Here is a 17,945-nt window from a genome sequence, read left to right as displayed (position 1 = left end):
TCAATAATCCTCTGCTTAATCTACAATTCCTTAGAGAAACAGCGTTATATACACAAGTCCCTTATTATATAAACAGCATCCCGTAAATATGCGCTTGACCAAACTTTTTAGTCTTATATACGCTTATGCCGAATACACTTACTTTATAGTTTTTAAAGTGGCAGGTAGTTCAATAACTATGAAAGAGAGGACTTGCATATGTATGCATCTGATAGGAGTCGATTGCAGGCACTAATTGAACGGTTCAGTCAGTTTGGTGCTACTGCTAATGGGGGCGTAACCCGTCTGTCCCTGTCAAAAGAGGACGTTTCGGCAAGAGACTGCTTTGTTGAAATATGTAAAGAGCTGGGCATGGATATCAAAACAGATGATATGGCCAATATCTATGCGACGCTGCCAGGGAAAAAAGAGTGTCCGCCAATCGTAATCGGATCGCATCTGGATTCCGTTGAAAAAGGCGGCAGGTTTGATGGAGTGTTAGGTGTTTTAACAGGAATCGAAGCGATACGGACATTAAAGGATAACAATATTGAACTTGAGATTCCATTGATGCTTGTGAATTTTACGAATGAAGAAGGTGCGCGCTTTGATCCGGCGATGATGAGTTCCGGTGTCATTGCTTCAAAGTTCAATAGAGAAGAAATGCTGACCTCTTCCGATAAAAATGGCATTACTTTTCAAGAAGCATTACAAGCAAGCGGCTATGAGGGGGAGCAAGAAAATCGTTTAACAGAAGCCCTTGCTTATATTGAGCTCCATATTGAACAAGGACCGGTGTTAGCTGCTAAGGATTGTAATATTGGAGTTGTCGAAGGCGTTTTAGGCATGGTGTGCTACGAAATTACCGTGACAGGTGAATCAAATCACGCCGGTACAACACCGATGTCGATGCGCAAAGACCCAATGATTGTAGCGTCTCGTTTAATTTCATCTTTGCACGAGCAGTTGGGCAAGATTGACGATAAGCTTGTGTTCACTTTTGGACGTATGAATGTGACGCCTAATATCCATACAGTCATTCCGAACAAAGTAGTGTTTACCATTGATTCGCGTCACCAATCTCCAGAGGTTATGCGTCAAGTGGAGAAGGTATTGACAGGGGTAGCCGCAGAGGAAAACGGTTGCCGCATTCGACCGGTTAAGTTATGGGGGCGGGATACTGTATTCTTTGATGAAGCTATTTGCGATGAAGTGGAAAAGTCATGTCATAACTTTGGTTATTCCTTCAATAGGATGTTCAGCGGCGCGGGACACGATGCCCAGTATATTGCGAGCATCATCCCATCCGCAATGATTTTTGTGCCAAGCATTGGTGGAAAAAGTCACTGCGAGGAAGAAGAAACGGAATTTGAAGACTGTGCAAAGGGAGCAGACGTGTTACTCAGAACTGTATTGGCACTGCAAACGAAATTTAGCAGGAGTACTCTAAACCAATACTGAATGTGACACGTCATGGTACTAAATCTTTAAGTCTGAAAATACATTAAACGTACAGTCATTAATCGAAAGGTGAGGATAGTATGAAAAAAATGATTACAGGCGGACTCATCGCGACCTCTTCAGATCTATATGAGGCAGATATCTTAATCGAAAACGGTAAAATTGTACAAATCGGCAAAAACTTATCAGCTGACGGAGCGGAAATTGTAGATGCAACAGGCAAATACGTCCTGCCAGGCGGAATTGATCCGCATACGCATTTGGATATGCCTTTCAACAACACGGTAACAGATGATGATTGGAAGTCGGGTACAATTGCAGCTGCCTTCGGCGGAACGACGACCATTTTAGATTTCTGCTTATCCGCTGGTGAAGAAAAACTAGCGACAGCTGTGGAAAAGTGGCATGAAAAAGCAAAGGGAAATTCAGCCATTGACTACGGATTCCATTTAATGATTAGTGATTTAACGCCTGAAACAGAGGCCGAGTTGCCTGTATTGTTGGAACGTGAAGGGATTACATCGGTCAAAGTATTCATGGCGTACGCGAAAGAATTCCAAGCATCGGATCGTACGCTGTTCAAAGCCTTTAAAATCGCAAAAGACATGGGCGCTGTTGTCATGGTGCACTGTGAAAACGGCTCGGTCATTGATGAATTAGTGGAGGAGGCGAGACAAGCTGGCAAGACGGCACCAATTTACCACGCCTTGACGCGTCCCGCTGAAGTAGAAGGTGAGGCAACGAAACGGGCTATTGAGCTGGCGCATATCGCAGGTGCGAAACTATACGTTGTCCATGTGACGTGTAAAGAAGCATTAGATGAAATTATCGCAGCGCGTGAAAAAGGTTATGACGTGTATGGGGAAACATGCCCACCTTATTTAACGCTTGATCAGTCTGCGTTAGCGCAGCCAGGCTTCGAAGGGGCGAAATATGTCTGGTCACCGCCGCTTCGCCCAAAATATCATCAAGAGCATTTATGGAATGCTTTAAAAGCTAAGCAACTGCAAACAATCGGCTCGGACCAATGTTCATTCAGCTTTAACGGAAAAAAGCAATTAGGGTTGAACGACTTCTCCAAGATTCCGAATGGTGGACCTTTCATTGAAGACCGCTTCAGCATTTTATATTCTGAAGGCGTAGCAAAAGGACGGATTTCCATCCATGACTTCGTCGATATGATTTCGACAAGTGCCGCCAAGATTTTCGGCTTATATCCGCAAAAAGGGACGATTGCGATTGGTTCTGACGCGGATATCGTGATTTTTGATCCTAGCGTAAAACGTGAAATTTCCGCAGAAACCCACCATATGAATGTCGATTACAATCCATATGAGGGATGGGAAGTGACAGGGGAGCCCATCAGTGTACTTGTACGCGGGGAATACATCATTAAAAACAGACAATTCGTAGGCGCATTAGGCAGCGGCCGTTATATCAAGCGTGCACTACAGCCGGCGACTGCAGAACGGATCAATGTCTGATCATCAATCCATTAGGGGGAATGGTTTAATGAGTTCGCAACTCGAACGTAATTTTGTGGAAATGACGGGCAGGATGACGAAAAATGAGGCAATGGAAGAAGCAAATCGCTGTCTGTACTGTTATGATGCACCTTGCATTACGGCTTGTCCGACAAGTATTCAAATTCCGAACTTCATCAAAAAAATTGCTACTAGCAACATGAAAGGTTCGGCCATGACGATTATGGATGCTAATCCGATTGGTGCAAGCTGCGCGCGGGTGTGTCCGACCGAGATATTATGTGAAGGGGCATGCGTGCTGAATTCATCGACCAAGCCTATTAAAATAGGAGAATTGCAACGTTATGCAACAGACTGGGCGATGGAAACAGACGTGGAGTTGTTTGAAAAAGGTGAATCAAATGGAAAAAGGATTGCGATTGTGGGGTCTGGTCCAGCTGGTTTGTCTGCGGCGCGGGAGCTCAGTCGTTTCGGTTATCGTGTCACGATTTTCGAAGCGGAGGCGAAGGCGGGCGGCTTGAACGCTTATGGCATCGTGTCCTTCAGATTGCCGAATGATGTAGTGGATTGGGAAGTGGCTCAAGTTGTAAAGCTCGGCGTGGACATTCAAACAAACACAAGAGTAGGCGTGGATATTTCCGCTGAGGAAATTTTAACGCAATATGACAGTGTTATTTTAGCGGTTGGGATGGGATCCGTGCCTGATCTTGGCATTGAAGGTGAGGAACTGGAAGGCGTCCATGATGCCATTGAGTTTGTAAAGCGCACGAAAATGGGTGTACTGACAGAAGACTTGATCGGGAAACGCGTTGCGGTTATCGGTGCTGGTAACACAGCTATAGATGGAGCGACTTGTGCTGTCAGGCTGGGTGCAGAGCAAGTGGATATTCTCTATAGAAGAACAGAAAAAGAGATGACTGCTTACCAATATGAATATGAATTTGCCAAGCAGGACGGTGTTGGATTCAAGTGGCTGACAGCGCCGAAGCGAATTATTGGTGATGGGGCAGGAAAAGTGGTGGGCCTTGAATGCGTCAAGATGAAACTTGGTGAGGCAGGAGCAGACGGCAGGCAACGACCTGAAGTCGTCAAGGGGTCTGAGTTTGTTTTAGAAGTGGATGCCGTCATTAAAGCAATTGGACAAACGCGTTTTGTCCCGTTCATTGAAGCGTTTGGATTGCAGCATACGAACGGAGTAGTAGACATTGATGAAACGACTATGCAAACGTCGAATGACAAAGTGTTTGCCTGCGGGGATGTCGTGTTCGGCAACGGTCAAGGTGAGGCGATGGTTGTGACAGCCGCACAGCAAGGGAAAGATGCTGCGTACATCATTCATGAGCGTTTAAGAAAACCGAGTGGGATCGCATAGGGGGGATAATGCATGGCAGACTTACGAATTGACTTAGCGGGGATTAAATCACCGAATCCATTTTGGTTAGCATCTGCACCACCGACTAATTCAGGTTATCAAGTGCAACGGGCATTTGAAGCGGGATGGGGCGGCGCGGTATGGAAAACGCTAGGTGAACCGATTTTGAATGTTTCATCGCGCTTTGCGGCTGTTAACTTCAACGGACAAAGAGTAGCAGGCTTCAATAATATCGAGCTGATTACAGATCGTCCGTTAGAGGTAAATCTGAATGAAATTCTTGAAACGAAAAAAAAGTTTCCCGATCACGCCATTATCGCTTCGTTAATGGTAGAGCCGCAGCAGGAAAAGTGGCATGAGATTGTTAAAAAAGTAGAAGCGGTTGGGGTTGATGGACTAGAACTGAATTTCGGTTGTCCGCATGGGATGGCGGAACGGGGAATGGGATCTGCCTCCGGTCAAGTCCCTGAATTGGTTGAAAAGCAAACGTACTGGGTGAAGGAAGTTGCACGCACGCCTGTAATTGTCAAGCTGACGCCGAACATAACGGATATTACGATGACGGCAGAAGCGGCAGTGCGCGGAGGGGCAGATGCCGTCAGTATGATTAATACGATCAACAGCTTAGCTGGGGTCGATCTGGATACATGGAATACGGTGCCGCATGTAGGTGGGAAAGGTGCCCATGGCGGATATTGCGGTCCGGCCGTCAAACCGATTGCACTGAATATGGTCGCGGAATGCGCGCGGAATCCACTCGTCAATGTTCCTATATCTGGTATTGGCGGTATTTCAAACTGGCAGGATGCTGCAGAATTCTTGCTGATGGGTGCAACAGGCGTCCAAGTTTGTACAGCAGCGATGCACCACGGATTCAGCATTGTCGAAGATATGATAGATGGACTGAATAATTATTTGGATGACAAGGGCATTGCCTCGGTGACGGATTTAGTCGGTCAGTCCGTGCCACGTTATTCAAATTGGGGGGACTTGGATCTCAACTACAATATTGTCGCTCAAATCAATAACGATGTCTGCATTAACTGCAATAAGTGCCATATCGCGTGTGAGGATACGTCACATCAATGCATTGACCTGTACTCAGAGAGTGGTCGTCCGATGTTGAAAGTGCGTGAACAGGATTGTGTTGGCTGTAATTTATGCGCGATTGTATGCCCGGTAGACGGTGCAATTTCAATGGTTGAAAGAAAGTCTACGATTCCGCCGATGACTTGGAACGAACGTCAATCACTTATCAGCAATTTTACCCGGTGAAGAGGGCCAGAATTTTGATGTAAAGTGAAAAAGAAGAGAATTGGTTGTGCGTTAACTGGAAATCCACTAAAAAGGAGAGACATGTATGGCGAATGGCGGAGATTATTTAAAATCCCCAGATTTACTTCCAGTGACACATCAAAAAAGAAGCGTTGGCCCATTCGGTTTTGCAGTGATTTGGATAGGAATGGCGATTGTATTAGCCGCCTTTGCAATTGGCGGCTCAGCTATTATGAGTTTGTCATTGCCGATGGTGATTTTAGCAACGTTAGCCGGTTCCGTTTTAATCGGCGTATTCATGACGTTGATTGGCGATATTGGCGTTGAGCACGGCTTGTCTTTCCCTGTGTATATGCGTGCCCCGTTCGGCACAATCGGTACGCATATACCTTCGCTCGTCCGCGGCGTGACAGCAGCTTGTTGGTTCGGGCTTAACACCTATTTTGGCGCTCTGGCCATCAACGGGATTTTGAATTTATTATTCGACTTCAATAATTGGTTTTTATGTTTCCTTGTGTTCGCTGCATTACAGTTATTCAATACATCACTCGGCATTAAATCCATTGAGCGCTTTGCGGATTTTGCAGCGCCGGTTATTATTTTAATATCGTGCTGGATGTACATTACACTCGCCGATCAAGCGACGGTTCAAGGGAAAGACGTGTGGACTTGGATAGAATCCCCGACAACAGGGATCGCGGCTTTTACAGCTTTCATGGTTGTGATGATGGCGAACATGGGGTTCTGGGCAACATTGGCGGCTGATATGCCGACACTGTCACGTTTCTTTAAAGCACCAAAAAATGAACGCAACTGGTTCAAGCGTAATAAAACACAGTTAGTCGGCTCTTTGATCGTGATGCCGATTACAAATACATTTATCGTAACGATCGGGGCAGTGGCTTACATGGCAACAGCCTCTGCTGATCCTATAAATGCCTTGCAGAATAGTGCAAGTGGGATTGTGCTGGGGGTTTTATTGCTGATGATCGTGTTGGCGCAATGGTCAACAAACACATCCGCAAACGTTATTCCTGCAGCAACGATTTTCTCGAACGTTGGCGGACCGAAAGTGCCATTCTGGGCTGCTGTCATCATCGCGGGGATAATTGGGGTTTTAGCACAGCCATGGAATCTGTTTGATGTGTTAGTTAACGTGCTATTAATCATTGGCGGCATTTTAACTGCAATTGTGGGTATTTTGTTCGCCGATTATTATTTAATCCGTAAACGCCGTGTGAACGTGAAAGATCTGTACGAGTTAGACGGCCAATACAAGTATATGAGAGGCTTTAACTTAGCTGGGCTATTTGCTTGGGTGATCGGTGGAGCGTTAGCGAATATGTTCCCAACGTATTCTTCGTTGGTTGGCTTTGTTGTCGGGGCGATTGTCTACTATGTACTGGCAAAGTATTGGTGGTATAAGAAGTACCCGCAAGCTGAACTGGATAATCCGAGTGATACGGAGTATTTAGGGATTACGGTTGGTCACGATTGGGACGATATCGTTGTGCAGGAGCTGGAAGAAAAAGGTGTTAAATAGAAAAGCGGGGTGTTTGTATGTCAGACCATTTGTTGAGTTTGGATGAAATGAAACAAGTAGATGCCTATTTTGAAAAAGGCTTTACGGTCGATTCAGTACAGGAAAATCTAAGTGGAATGTTTGTTAATTTTAAACGGCAGGATGAAGTTTGTCTGCAAATCTTGACGGCAGAAGCACGTAAATATTTTGCTGCAAAACTTCTGGAGCAGAAGCTGTAAGTGGTAAAGACTCTATTCTGGTGCGTACTAGAATAGAGTCTTAACTATGTAGCTTGATCGGTCATATACATTCTCTTAGCAACACTCAAGGTATTATCATTGAATTGCAGCCTTTACGAGCGTTAAATCTTCCACTAATAATCCATACAAATTCGGCCGGCGTCTGACGGCTAGCGGGTGGTAGGCGACAGTGGTTTGATAGCCCTTCACGTCATGCCAGCTGCCCCGCAATCCTTTTACATCGACTTCCGCGTTTTCAAAAAAAGATTGCACGGCAACATTGCCCATGCATAGTAGGATTTTGGGTTTCTGCCGCTTGAGCTGTTCATCCAGATGGCGGTGCATGCAGATTTCCCGTGTCCTTTCTTTATCGTATTTTCGGATGGGCCTTCTTTTTAAGATATATGTTACATAGATTAGCTCTTTATCCAACCCGACTTCATGAACGGCCTGCTGCAAAGTCTGCCGCGTGCCACACACATAGGCATTTCCTTCTCGATCTTCACGGGCTCCGGGATTATCGAGAATCACCATGATCGGCGCGTTTGGATTCCCTTCCCCAAACACCATCCGTGTTCCTTGTTTATATAGCCCACATTCCTCGCAATTACGCTCGCTCGCCGGTGTCGGATCCTCCGGCCAAATTATTGGGCAAAATGATGTCATTTTTATCTACCTCCTGGCATTTTAGAATACCCTTTGTTGAGTCAAACATGTCATCTGAATGAATTATTGCGTATGAAAAAAGAGTGCCGAGAAACAGGATCTGTTTCCGGCATTCTAAGTCAACCTCTTCCGATTCAGTTTCTAAACAATTTTCACCAGTCTACGGGGGCTTTTGAGGACTAAAATAGCTTTACACATTCGCCCTGATATCTGCCCCGGTGAAACTGGCACTGACAATACTAATGCCTGCAGATTGAGGGTCAGAGCCTGTGAATCTTGCAGTGAGATAATAGGTAGTCAGTCCTGTAGGCGGAGCAACATCAACAAAGGAAAATGTAGTGGCGTTAAAATTCAAATATCCACTATTAACGACTGCATCGTCGAGGCGATAAATTGGAGTTGTTATAAAAGTTGGGTCGTTTCTATAAATCTCTAATTGCAATTGAACAAAACTTGGCCCTGCATTTGTCCCGACTACTGACTGAAGTGTACCGGTTAACCATACACGATCACCAATATTGTCAATATCTAACTCAACTGTAGCCACGAGTTGTGGTGAGGTAGATAGTTCTATTGAAAGCGTATCAATTATATCCTGATCAAATTCTGTTACAACCCCCGAAGTTCCAGATGGCGGTCCGGGTGGCCCAGGTGGTCCAGGCGGTCCCATTGGTCCCCTACTCTTATTACAGCAATCACAACAAGGATTGTGATCGTTACGGTATGGATAAATATTCTTATTGGACATAATTCAGTCTTCACCTTCTTTCTAAGTGAGTTACTTTATTTTATGGAGATAAATGACAAGGAGGGAGGCTTGTATCTCATAAAGCAATAAGTTCAATTCATAAACCGGAAGATTTATCTGAAAGGTCGATTTATATTTCCCGAAATGAAGGATAACTCACAATCTATATAGAATCTAACATTGCAAAGGGGTGTATACATATGGAAGCTTTATTAGTAATTGATGTGCAAAAGGGAATTGTTGAATCTGGTGATTTTACTGGCGAATTGGACTTGATTACCAATATAATTGAGGACTTTAACAAGGTGGGAAAGCCAGTTATTTTCATCAGACACTTCGATGAGGAAGAGGAAAGCCCGCTTTATCGGGGTTCGGAAGGTTCTGAGCTCCATCCTTCCGTTAAAGGGTTTGCAGAAGTAGTGGTGGAAAAGCAGACGCCGAGTTCATTTTTTAAAACCGAATTGGCGGGTTTGTTAGAGGAGTTAAAAGTGGATCATGTATTCATAACTGGCTTCAATACTGAGTTTTGCTGTATGTTCACGGCGATTTCTGCTTTTGATCGTGGGTATAAGGTGACATTCATTGAGGACGCAACTGGGACTGCAAATACAGACGAAACGTATGAGATGCCGGGCTTGGATATTCGGGATTTTGTCGGAACGGTGCTGCATTGGTCGGATGTGATTGAAGTACTGGATTATGAGGAATATGTGGAAGTGTACAAATAAGGAGTGATGGTTGTGCTGCCGCAAGATTTGGCTGTTGAAAGGATTAGTGAGAGTTTGAAGAGTGATCCTGCCGTCCGGGCAATCTTTTTGAAAGGCTCGATGGGCAGGGGAGAACATGATGCGCATTCGGACGTTGATCTTTATTGCTTGGTTGGGGAGGAAGATAAGAAGGAATTCCTTGCTAGGCGGATGAAGCATTTGCGTGCGTACCGCGACATCATTTTAGTGGATGATATTTTCATTGTCGCTCCGCAAATTATCGCGGTGTTTGATGATTTATTACATATTGATTTATTCACAGTGAAAAAGGAATCCTTTGTTGGCGGTGACCATTTCAAGGTGCTGTATGATCCAGATCATTTAATGGGCGGATTTGTGGAGACGCAAGGTTTGGCGTTGACGGATGAGGAGTACCGGGACGATGTCATGGATGTGGAGTGGTTTTTATTCCAGTACTCGAAGACGGCTGCACGAGGAAATGACATTTGGGCGGTTCGGATGTTGACGAATGTCGTGCACCATTTGGGAAGGGTATTGCTTCATCGATATGCGCCGGAGCGGGCGAAGTTGGGGCTGAAGACGATTGAGCGGTCGTTGCCGGAAGATGTTGTATCGGAGTTGAAGGGGATATTAGAGTTGATTACTCCGGGAGGGCATACGCAGGCAGTTGTTTTGATCAGTCGCATGTTGCATCGCGAATATGGATGGATTCGTTTGCAGTGGAATGAAGAGAGCCGGGAGATGAGATTTTTGCGGAGAATGGTTGATAGATATGTAGGGGAAGAGGGATAAGGTGATTTTACGGGGAAGTAGTTAGAAAAGTTAGTTTTCTTTCGGATGAATATGCTAAACTAGTAAATAGATAAATACTATTTAAGGAGTTGAACCATATTCATCCATAAACAAAGGAAGGCACCTCTACTGTTGGAGGGTCTGGAGGCTGCGATAAGGAGATTGCCGAGCCACCATGAAGCGATTCCTGCGTTGCGCGCAAAGCATGCGGCGGTCCAAGCCGGGTTTGGCGGCGAGCAGGAATTGGACAAAGTGTTTGAGAGCTATGCTTTTTCAATGAAGCATGGCATTTTTCATGATTTATCGTTAATGTCTAGCACTCATTTTCAAATTGACTCACTGTTTATTACCCCGTCGTATGCGGTTTTGTTTGAAGTGAAAAACATTGCGGGCGAATTGACCGTCAGGAAAAATCCGCCGCAGTTAATCCGCACGTTGGAGACCGGACAAGTGAGCGGATTCAAAAGCCCGATTGCACAATTGGAAAATAACTGCTCATTATTTCAAGACTGGTTGCACAGCCGAAACTTGTCCCTACCGGTATATGGCGCCGTCGTGATGGCCTATGCGAGTCAGCGCATCGAAGTATTCGACTCCAAGATCCCTGTATTATTCCCGAGTACGGTTCCCCTATATATCCGTAAATTGCCAACAACCTCCCCATTGTTGGATGATGAAACATTCGTCACCCTTTTATCGCAACTCAACAGCGGCCATCGCCAATTCATCCCAGCACCTATTTGTGAAACTTATTCCATTCGACGCAGCGACATTCGGACGGGTGTGATTTGTCCGGGGTGTAACGTCTTAGGTATGAGTTGGCATAAACGGAAATGGGAATGCTTGAAATGTGGATTCCGATGTAGTAAAGCACACATTCAAGCGATTCGTGACTGGTTTTTACTGTTTGGCGGAAAAATGACGAATAGGGACTGCAGGGAATTTCTTCATCTTGAAAGACAGCAAAATGCAAATCGGCTGCTCCGAGATATGAATTTACATACTGAGGGAGCAAATCGCAATCGAACGTATAAGATGTGGCTATCAGCAAGCAAGCAAAAGCGCACCTAATCGTGCGCTTTTTTGTTGGTAAATGGCTGAGTGGTGATAAAAGCGTTGTGAGTGGTGATAACACCCTTCTGAGTGGTGATAAAGCGGCTCTAAGTGGTGATAACTACGTGCTGAGTGGTGATAAAGCCGATCCAAGTGGTGATAGCCCCACAATCTGATGATAATCTTTTCCAAGCCGGCCAGGCATGATTATAATGAACTTAGGAAAGGGTGTGCATCGGATGGATATGACGATTTTTATTGTGGAAGACGATGAGGCGATATTTGATTCGCTGAAGGAGCGGCTGGGGCAGTGGTCGTTTCAAGTGACGGGGCCGGAAGACTTCCACGACGTGATGGGAGCTTTCGTCGAAGCGAAACCCCAGCTCGTCATACTGGATATTCAGCTCCCAGCGTATGACGGCTTCCATTGGTGCCGGGAGATCCGCGCGGTTTCGAAGGTGCCGATCATCTTTCTGTCGTCGCGCGATCATCCGATGGATATGGTGATGGCGATGAATATGGGGGCGGATGATTATATTCAGAAGCCGTTTCATACGGATGTGCTGCTTGCAAAAATTCAGGCGACGCTCCGGCGTACGTATGCGTATACGGAGGAGGCTGCAGCGGATGTACTTGAATGGAATGGCGCGATGATCGATATGAAGCGTGGCGTAATTCGGCTTGATGGCAATGAAGTGGAGTTGACGAAAAATGAGTTTTTCATCTTGGCGGTTCTTGTCCAGTCGAAGGACGTGATTGTGTCGCGTGATGAGTTGATCCGCAAATTATGGGATGATGAACGGTTCGTGAACGATAACACATTGACGGTCAATGTGACGCGGCTGCGTCAAAAGCTTGCAGACATCGGACTGGGTGACGCGATTCTCACAAAAAAAGGTATGGGTTATATGGCGGTCAGCTTGTGAGGGGGATTTGATGTTCATTCAATATGTAAAAGATATGAAGAGTTGGATGCTGCTTTTCGCCACGGTTCTTATATGTACAGACGTGCTTATTTGGATCGATAAAGGCATTTCGATGGAACTGGGCTCTCTCATGTATCTGAATACGTTGCTCGTTGCGATCTTCGTTTCATTCATCATTTGGCGCTATAAAAGAGAAACGAAATTTACGAAGGCGCTGCTTCGTATTTCAGAAGAACGTGTGGGGGATTGGCAGGAAGGCTTGCCCACTCCACTTTTTAGCCGCGATGAGACGATTAATGAGTTATTGCGTCAATTGGCGAAGGATCAGTTAGAAAAACTTTCGGAATTAAGGGCGAAGAACCTTATGGAAAGCGATTATACCGCTGCGTGGGTGCATGAAGTAAAAGCGCCGCTCACGGCAATGAAAATGACAATTGATGCGAACCGGCAAGATCCGGCCATTCGGAAAATCGAGTCCGATTGGCTGCGGGTTTACCTTCTCATCGACCGCCAACTCTACATTTCGCGATTGCCTGCACTCGAAACGGATTATACTTTGGAAAAAATCAGAACGCCTCAACTGATTACTCCCGAAATCCGTGAGCTGCAATCTTGGTGCATCGAGAAAAATATCGCGGTGGAAATCGAAGGAGAAGAGATGGAAGTGATCACGGACAGCAAGTGGTGCCGTTTCATCATTCGTCAAATGCTGACGAACGCGGTGAAATATAGTCCGCCTGGAGGCACCATCTGCATAATGACCGACCATTCGGCAGGGGGGCATCCGGTTTTAATGATCAAAGATGAAGGTCCGGGAATCCCGGCTCACGATCTTCCCCGTATTTTCGACAAAGGGTTCACCGGGGGCACGGGAAGGCTTCATAATGCGGCGACAGGGCTCGGTTTGTACCTTGCCCATCAAGTCGCGATGAAAATCGGGATTACGCTTTCCGCTAACTCTGTGATGAACGAAGGAACAACAATGAAAATGACGTTTTCTACCGAAAATGAATTTGATGCTACACGAACGTGACAACATTGTCACATTGGCCGACCTGTTTGTCATCTAAATCAAACGACCGAAAGAACTTCACACTTTAAGATAAGGATATAGCAAACAGGGAGGAATCATGATGGATCAACACAAAACAGTACTACATGCTCAAAATATCCGGAAATCGTACGGCACGCGGGGCAATGTGCAGGAAGTTTTAAAAGGGATCGATTTGCGTGTGATGGAAGGGGAGTTCGTCGGGATTATGGGGGCATCCGGTGCCGGAAAAACGACGCTGTTGAACGTTCTTGCGACAATTGACCGCACGACGGAAGGTTCGATCCTTATCGGCGACTCAGATATTTCAAAGATGAAGGATCGAGAATTATCCGCATTCAGGCGCGATAAGTTAGGGTTCATCTTCCAAGACTACAATCTTCTTGATACGTTGACGGTAAAGGAAAATATCCTATTGCCTGTGTCGCTCGGCAAAATGAAGAAGCGGGTAGCGGAGGATCAATTCAAATCGATTGCCGATATTTTAGGAATTAAGGAATTGGCGGATAAATACCCACATGAAATTTCGGGCGGTCAAAAACAGCGGACTTCCGCGGCGCGAGCGCTCATCAACAAGCCATCCATGGTGTTCGCGGATGAACCGACAGGCGCGCTTGATTCGAAATCTGCGTCTTCGTTGCTTGGAACGTTGGAAGATGTCAATAAACAACGTGGCGTCACGATCATGATGGTAACGCATGACCCGGTCGCATCGAGTTACTGCAGCCGAGTCGTGTTCTTGAAAGATGGCAATATCTATTCGGAATTGTACCGCGGCGATAAGACGAGACAGGCCTTCTTCCAGGAAATTCTGAAGGTGCAAGGTGTTCTCGGGGGTGACAGCGTTGACGCTCTTTGATCTCGTCATCCGCAGTATGCGGAAAAACATCAAGCATTACTATCTTTACTTTTTTGCGCTCATTTTCAGTGTCGTGCTGTACTTCGTTTTTGCGACGTTGCAGCATGATCCATCGGTCATTGCACGATCAGGCGGCAGTATGGGTTCGGCATTTAAAGCGGCAGGCATCCTGTTGTTGTTCATCGCAGGGATTTTCGTTGTCTATGCAAATGCGATTTTCTTGAAAAGAAGAAGCCGGGAAATTGGGCTGTATCAATTGATAGGGCTCACTAAAGGAGCAGTTGCACGTCTTTTGATTATCGAAAATACGTTACTAAGCGCCGGAGCCCTCGCGATTGGAATTGGTGTAGGAATTCTAGTTTCACGCTTGTTTTTATTATTGTTAATGAAGCTCGTTGGATTTGACGGGTTTATTGAAATGACGTTTTCGACGGAGGCAGTCGTCCAAACGGTCTTTGTATTCCTAGCAATTATCGTTCTTACGTCGATCCAAATGGTCGTCGCTGTATACCGCAATACATTGCTTGGGTTATTCAATGCGGATAAGACGGGCGAGCATCCGAAAAAGCCAAAAGCGTTTATGTCAGGAATTCTTGCAATTATAGGGATGGCGCTTATCGCATTCGGATATTGGTTGTCCGGCAGAATGTTAAATGAGCTGTTATTCGTCAATATGCTGGTCGTTTTGGCTTCGACAATTCTTGGCACGTATTTACTATTCCGCGTGACAATCAGTTGGTTGTTTTATCAAATCCGTAAGCGAAAGCAAGGTCATCTTGGCCTGTACAACAGTTTGTCGCTAGCGCCGATTATGCACAGAATGAAAGGCAATGCGAATTCATTGACGATTATTACGGTATTGTCCGCAATGACGTTGGCGATGCTGGCGGGCGCATATTCCCTGTATTATTCAACGGAAAAAGAAACGCGTTTAATCTATCCTGTCGACTTTTTATTCATACCGACTGGCGGAAGTACGGGAGAAGCGGAAGCGAAGCAATTTACTGATGAACTGCAGCGTCAAGACATCGCTTATCAGTATTCCCCGATTGAAACGTTGCAGTTAGATGGGGAGTTTGAGGAGAACAGCGTGAATAAATTGTTGAATTCGCGATTTTGGGTCAGTGTTGTGAATGAAAAACAATTGCAGGAAGCGGGCGTTGACATTGAAATCCCCGATGCTCAATCAGCCTATTACTACGGAGCGTCAACTTATTGGTTAATGAAGTCAACTGAAGTTCCGGTTAACTTCAAGCTGTATGCGCCGCATGACGGACTTGATATTTCCATTGTCAAAATCGGAGAAGGGAATGTACTCAATCCACCAAGCGGAGGTTCACAACTGGTAGTGAAAGAAGAACTTTATGAGGAAATAAAGGAATTTTCCTCCGATGAAACGATCGACAGCCAAATTATGATGGCTTATGGTGTTAATCTGAAGGATAAAAAAGATCTTGTCAAAGCATCGGATATCTTTATGGAGATGACAGATAACAATCGCGCTAGGTTTGATTACTATTCGAATTATCTTGCATCCATGCAAAGCAATGGACTGCTCATCTTCATCTCAGGCTTCTTAGGTCTTGTGTTCCTTGTTTCAACGGGCAGCATCTTATACTTCAAGCAAATGACGGAAGCAGAGCAGGAAAGAAGCAGCTACGCAACGTTGCGTCAATTGGGCTTCACAGTACAAGACATTATGGGGGGCATTGTGCGCAAGCAAATGTTTGTCTTCGGTGTACCTCTCCTGATCGGCTTGCTGCACTCCATCTTTGCGATGAAAGCGGCGTCGTTCATCTTCATGTCTGACATTACGTTGCCGGCATCTATAGCGATGGGGATCTATGCTTTGATTTATCTCGTTTTCGCGTTCTTGACGGTCGGCTATTATCGGAAAACGGTGAAGGCAGCACTTTGATGAATAGATCGGTTCAATGAGCGAGTCGCTTTCGGGCGGCTCGCTTTTAGCTGTTTTTGAAGCGAAATTGTAGTCAATCAGTGGCAACCAATAAGTGGTAACCAAAAACGCCCCATTATTGCCTAAAAAAGGTTGAAAAATGATGGAGCGATGGTAAAATGTATCAAGTCGGTAATCTGTTTTTGAGAAGTGGTATATGTCATCACCAGCTTCTGAGCCTCCGAGTCTATTTTGACTTGGTGGTTTTTCTTTTTTGCAAAGTGAGTTTTTTTAGCGTTGGAGGGGTAAACAGATTAGTAAAAGCTTGTTTGATCAAGAAGGGAGTGTTGTTGATGGGCGTTTTAGAGTGGTTGGTCGGTCCAGCGAATGATTTCTTATGGACATACATACTGATTGGGCTTCTATTGGCGATTGGTCTTTATTTTACATTCAGGACGAAATTTGTCCAAATTCGTTTATTTAGAGAGATGTTTCGACTTATTTTCGAAAAGAAGGGGAGCGACCATGGCGTTTCGGCATTCCAGGCGTTTACGATCAGTGCGGCTTCCAGAGTTGGAACAGGGAACGTAACCGGGGTTGCGCTGGCAATTGGGATTGGCGGACCGGGTGCCGTCTTCTGGATGTGGGTCATTGCCGTTATCGGGATGGCGACGGCGTTCGTAGAAAGTACGCTTGCGCAAGTGTATAAAGTGCGCGACGGCAATACATTCCGCGGAGGTCCAGCCTATTATATGGAGAAGGCGCTCGGCCTTCGAAAATTGGGTGTCGTTTTCGCGATTCTCCTGACGTTGAGTTTTGGGTTCATCTTCAACTCGGTTCAATCAAACACAATTAGTCAGTCATTTCATGATGTGTTCAATCTTCCGTATTGGGTAGTCGGACTCATTCTTGTTGCTTTGACAGCAGTTATTATTTTTGGCGGCGTGCACAGAATCGTTAAGGTGACGCAATCGATTGTTCCGATTATGGCTGTATTTTATCTGCTCATTGCGCTTTTCGTTGTGGCTATAAATATTACAGAAATTCCTGCGATGATTGCTTTGATTTTTGAACATGCTTTCGGCATTAAAGAAATGGCTGGCGGCGGTGTCGGCGCTGCGATGATGCAAGGTGTCCGACGTGGTTTATTCTCAAATGAAGCAGGTATGGGGAGCGTGCCGAATGCCGCTGCGACTGCGAATGTCACCCATCCGGCAAAACAAGGGCTCGTTCAAAGTCTTGGTGTGTTTTTTGACACAATTATTATCTGCTCGGCAACCGCATTCATCATTATACTTGCAGGCTTGTATGATAAAGGCGAAGAGAGCGGTATTTTGTTGACGCAGTCTTCGATGGCTGTTCACGTCGGTTCATGGGCACCGTATTTCGTTGCGATTGCGATTATGTTCTTTGCATTCAGTTCGATCGTAGGGAATTATTATTATGGAGAAACGAATATTGAATTCATTAAAGCCCATAAATCATGGATGACGATGTACCGGATCGTAGTTCTAGGCATGGTCATGTTCGGCGCGATGGCAAAAGTGGACATCGTTTGGAGTATGGCGGACTTGTTCATGGGTCTGATGGCAATTATGAATCTCCTTGTCATTCTTTTATTAGGAAAAGTGGCCTTTAAAGTGTTGGATGATTTTACAGCGCAGCGGAGACAAGGAAAGAATCCGGTGTTTAAAGCAAGTACGATTCCTGGCTTGAAGGGCGCTGAATGCTGGGAGGAAGAATGAGGATAAAGAATGGTATCGCTGAACCTGGCGAACCATTCTTTTTTTATTGTGTTTTTAGAAATATGGAACTTTACTTTAGTTATTTATAATTATTTTTGCGTCTGCTATAATACTACTGTTCTACTACTATGGTACTAATGGAGATGTT

Annotated in this window: 16 protein-coding genes; 14 read left to right on the top strand and 2 right to left on the bottom strand. The window is 45.4% G+C overall.

The window, feature by feature from the left end:
• The first annotated feature begins 198 nt into the window (after positions 1 to 198).
• The 6 genes from SLU01_RS07200 to SLU01_RS07175 all read left to right on the top strand — a co-directional run bounded on the left by SLU01_RS07200 (position 199) and on the right by SLU01_RS07175 (position 7,332).
• The gene (locus SLU01_RS07200) at positions 199 to 1,440 is read left to right on the top strand and encodes a Zn-dependent hydrolase (RefSeq protein WP_147056751.1); all 1,242 of its coding nucleotides are present in this window, start codon (positions 199 to 201) and stop codon (positions 1,438 to 1,440) included.
• Positions 1,441 to 1,520: 80 nt separating this feature from the next.
• Complete coding sequence (hydA, locus tag SLU01_RS07195; RefSeq protein ID WP_147056749.1) at positions 1,521 to 2,924, top strand: dihydropyrimidinase; 1,404 nt, start codon at positions 1,521 to 1,523, stop codon at positions 2,922 to 2,924.
• Between the two features lie 28 nt (positions 2,925 to 2,952).
• Positions 2,953 to 4,296, top strand: coding sequence for an NAD(P)-dependent oxidoreductase (locus SLU01_RS07190; RefSeq protein WP_246110911.1), 1,344 nt, complete (start codon positions 2,953 to 2,955; stop codon positions 4,294 to 4,296).
• A gap of 12 nt (positions 4,297 to 4,308) precedes the next feature.
• A complete protein-coding gene (gene preA / locus SLU01_RS07185) occupies positions 4,309 to 5,571 on the top strand; it encodes an NAD-dependent dihydropyrimidine dehydrogenase subunit PreA (RefSeq protein ID WP_147056745.1) in 1,263 nt (420 codons plus the stop codon).
• 85 nt (positions 5,572 to 5,656) lie between these two features.
• A complete protein-coding gene (locus tag SLU01_RS07180) occupies positions 5,657 to 7,114 on the top strand; it encodes an NCS1 family transporter (RefSeq protein WP_147056743.1) in 1,458 nt (485 codons plus the stop codon).
• Positions 7,115 to 7,131: 17 nt separating this feature from the next.
• Positions 7,132 to 7,332, top strand: coding sequence for a hypothetical protein (locus SLU01_RS07175; RefSeq protein ID WP_147056741.1), 201 nt, complete (start codon positions 7,132 to 7,134; stop codon positions 7,330 to 7,332).
• A gap of 96 nt (positions 7,333 to 7,428) precedes the next feature.
• Here SLU01_RS07175 and SLU01_RS07170 read toward each other — a convergent pair whose 3' ends face one another.
• Positions 7,429 to 7,998 carry a uracil-DNA glycosylase gene (locus SLU01_RS07170; RefSeq protein WP_147056739.1) on the bottom strand — a complete coding sequence of 190 codons (570 nt, stop codon included), beginning with the start codon at positions 7,996 to 7,998 and terminating at the stop codon, positions 7,429 to 7,431.
• Between the two features lie 190 nt (positions 7,999 to 8,188).
• Positions 8,189 to 8,668, bottom strand: a complete 480-nt coding sequence (locus SLU01_RS07165; protein WP_147056737.1) for a hypothetical protein — start codon at positions 8,666 to 8,668, stop codon at positions 8,189 to 8,191.
• 278 nt (positions 8,669 to 8,946) lie between these two features.
• On the opposite strand from SLU01_RS07165, the gene SLU01_RS07160 reads away from it, so the two are divergent.
• From SLU01_RS07160 to SLU01_RS07120, 8 genes are all read left to right on the top strand, one after another.
• Positions 8,947 to 9,474 carry a cysteine hydrolase family protein gene (locus tag SLU01_RS07160; protein ID WP_147056735.1) on the top strand — a complete coding sequence of 176 codons (528 nt, stop codon included), beginning with the start codon at positions 8,947 to 8,949 and terminating at the stop codon, positions 9,472 to 9,474.
• Positions 9,475 to 9,486: 12 nt separating this feature from the next.
• Positions 9,487 to 10,266, top strand: coding sequence for a nucleotidyltransferase domain-containing protein (locus SLU01_RS07155; RefSeq protein ID WP_147056733.1), 780 nt, complete (start codon positions 9,487 to 9,489; stop codon positions 10,264 to 10,266).
• Positions 10,267 to 10,398: 132 nt separating this feature from the next.
• Positions 10,399 to 11,337: a nuclease-related domain-containing protein gene (locus SLU01_RS07150; protein WP_246110910.1), complete on the top strand. Its 939-nt coding sequence runs from the start codon at positions 10,399 to 10,401 to the stop codon at positions 11,335 to 11,337.
• Positions 11,338 to 11,558: 221 nt separating this feature from the next.
• Complete coding sequence (locus SLU01_RS07140; protein ID WP_174842622.1) at positions 11,559 to 12,245, top strand: response regulator transcription factor; 687 nt, start codon at positions 11,559 to 11,561, stop codon at positions 12,243 to 12,245.
• 10 nt (positions 12,246 to 12,255) lie between these two features.
• A complete protein-coding gene (locus tag SLU01_RS07135; RefSeq protein WP_170232625.1) occupies positions 12,256 to 13,278 on the top strand; it encodes a sensor histidine kinase in 1,023 nt (340 codons plus the stop codon).
• A 100-nt stretch (positions 13,279 to 13,378) separates the two neighbouring features.
• Complete coding sequence (locus SLU01_RS07130; RefSeq protein ID WP_147056727.1) at positions 13,379 to 14,155, top strand: ABC transporter ATP-binding protein; 777 nt, start codon at positions 13,379 to 13,381, stop codon at positions 14,153 to 14,155.
• Positions 14,133 to 16,073: an ABC transporter permease gene (locus SLU01_RS07125; protein ID WP_246110909.1), complete on the top strand. Its 1,941-nt coding sequence runs from the start codon at positions 14,133 to 14,135 to the stop codon at positions 16,071 to 16,073. Before SLU01_RS07130 ends, SLU01_RS07125 begins: the two co-directional genes overlap by 23 nt.
• A gap of 332 nt (positions 16,074 to 16,405) precedes the next feature.
• Positions 16,406 to 17,797, top strand: a complete 1,392-nt coding sequence (locus tag SLU01_RS07120; RefSeq protein WP_147056831.1) for an alanine/glycine:cation symporter family protein — start codon at positions 16,406 to 16,408, stop codon at positions 17,795 to 17,797.
• Positions 17,798 to 17,945: the final 148 nt, after the last annotated feature.

It is taken from the genome of Sporosarcina luteola, assembly GCF_007991495.1.
GTDB lineage: Bacteria > Bacillota > Bacilli > Bacillales_A > Planococcaceae > Sporosarcina > Sporosarcina luteola.
Note: the sequence above shows the minus strand (reverse complement) of the source record. Positions and strands in the feature narration are given on the sequence as shown.

Bases quoted from the DNA above. Each gene is read 5' to 3' on its own strand.
- SLU01_RS07175 (WP_147056741.1), top strand. From the start codon at position 7,132: ATGTCAGACCATTTGTTGAGTTTGGATGAAATGAAACAAGTAGATGCC.
- SLU01_RS07180 (WP_147056743.1), top strand. From the start codon at position 5,657: ATGGCGAATGGCGGAGATTATTTAAAATCCCCAGATTTACTTCCAGTG.
- SLU01_RS07130 (WP_147056727.1), top strand. From the start codon at position 13,379: ATGGATCAACACAAAACAGTACTACATGCTCAAAATATCCGGAAATCG.
- preA (WP_147056745.1), top strand. From the start codon at position 4,309: ATGGCAGACTTACGAATTGACTTAGCGGGGATTAAATCACCGAATCCA.
- SLU01_RS07160 (WP_147056735.1), top strand. From the start codon at position 8,947: ATGGAAGCTTTATTAGTAATTGATGTGCAAAAGGGAATTGTTGAATCT.
- hydA (WP_147056749.1), top strand. From the start codon at position 1,521: ATGAAAAAAATGATTACAGGCGGACTCATCGCGACCTCTTCAGATCTA.
- SLU01_RS07140 (WP_174842622.1), top strand. From the start codon at position 11,559: ATGGATATGACGATTTTTATTGTGGAAGACGATGAGGCGATATTTGAT.
- SLU01_RS07190 (WP_246110911.1), top strand. From the start codon at position 2,953: ATGAGTTCGCAACTCGAACGTAATTTTGTGGAAATGACGGGCAGGATG.
- SLU01_RS07135 (WP_170232625.1), top strand. From the start codon at position 12,256: ATGTTCATTCAATATGTAAAAGATATGAAGAGTTGGATGCTGCTTTTC.
- SLU01_RS07120 (WP_147056831.1), top strand. From the start codon at position 16,406: ATGGGCGTTTTAGAGTGGTTGGTCGGTCCAGCGAATGATTTCTTATGG.
- SLU01_RS07200 (WP_147056751.1), top strand. From the start codon at position 199: ATGTATGCATCTGATAGGAGTCGATTGCAGGCACTAATTGAACGGTTC.
- SLU01_RS07165 (WP_147056737.1), bottom strand. From the start codon at position 8,668: ATGGGACCGCCTGGACCACCTGGGCCACCCGGACCGCCATCTGGAACT.
- SLU01_RS07170 (WP_147056739.1), bottom strand. From the start codon at position 7,998: ATGACATCATTTTGCCCAATAATTTGGCCGGAGGATCCGACACCGGCG.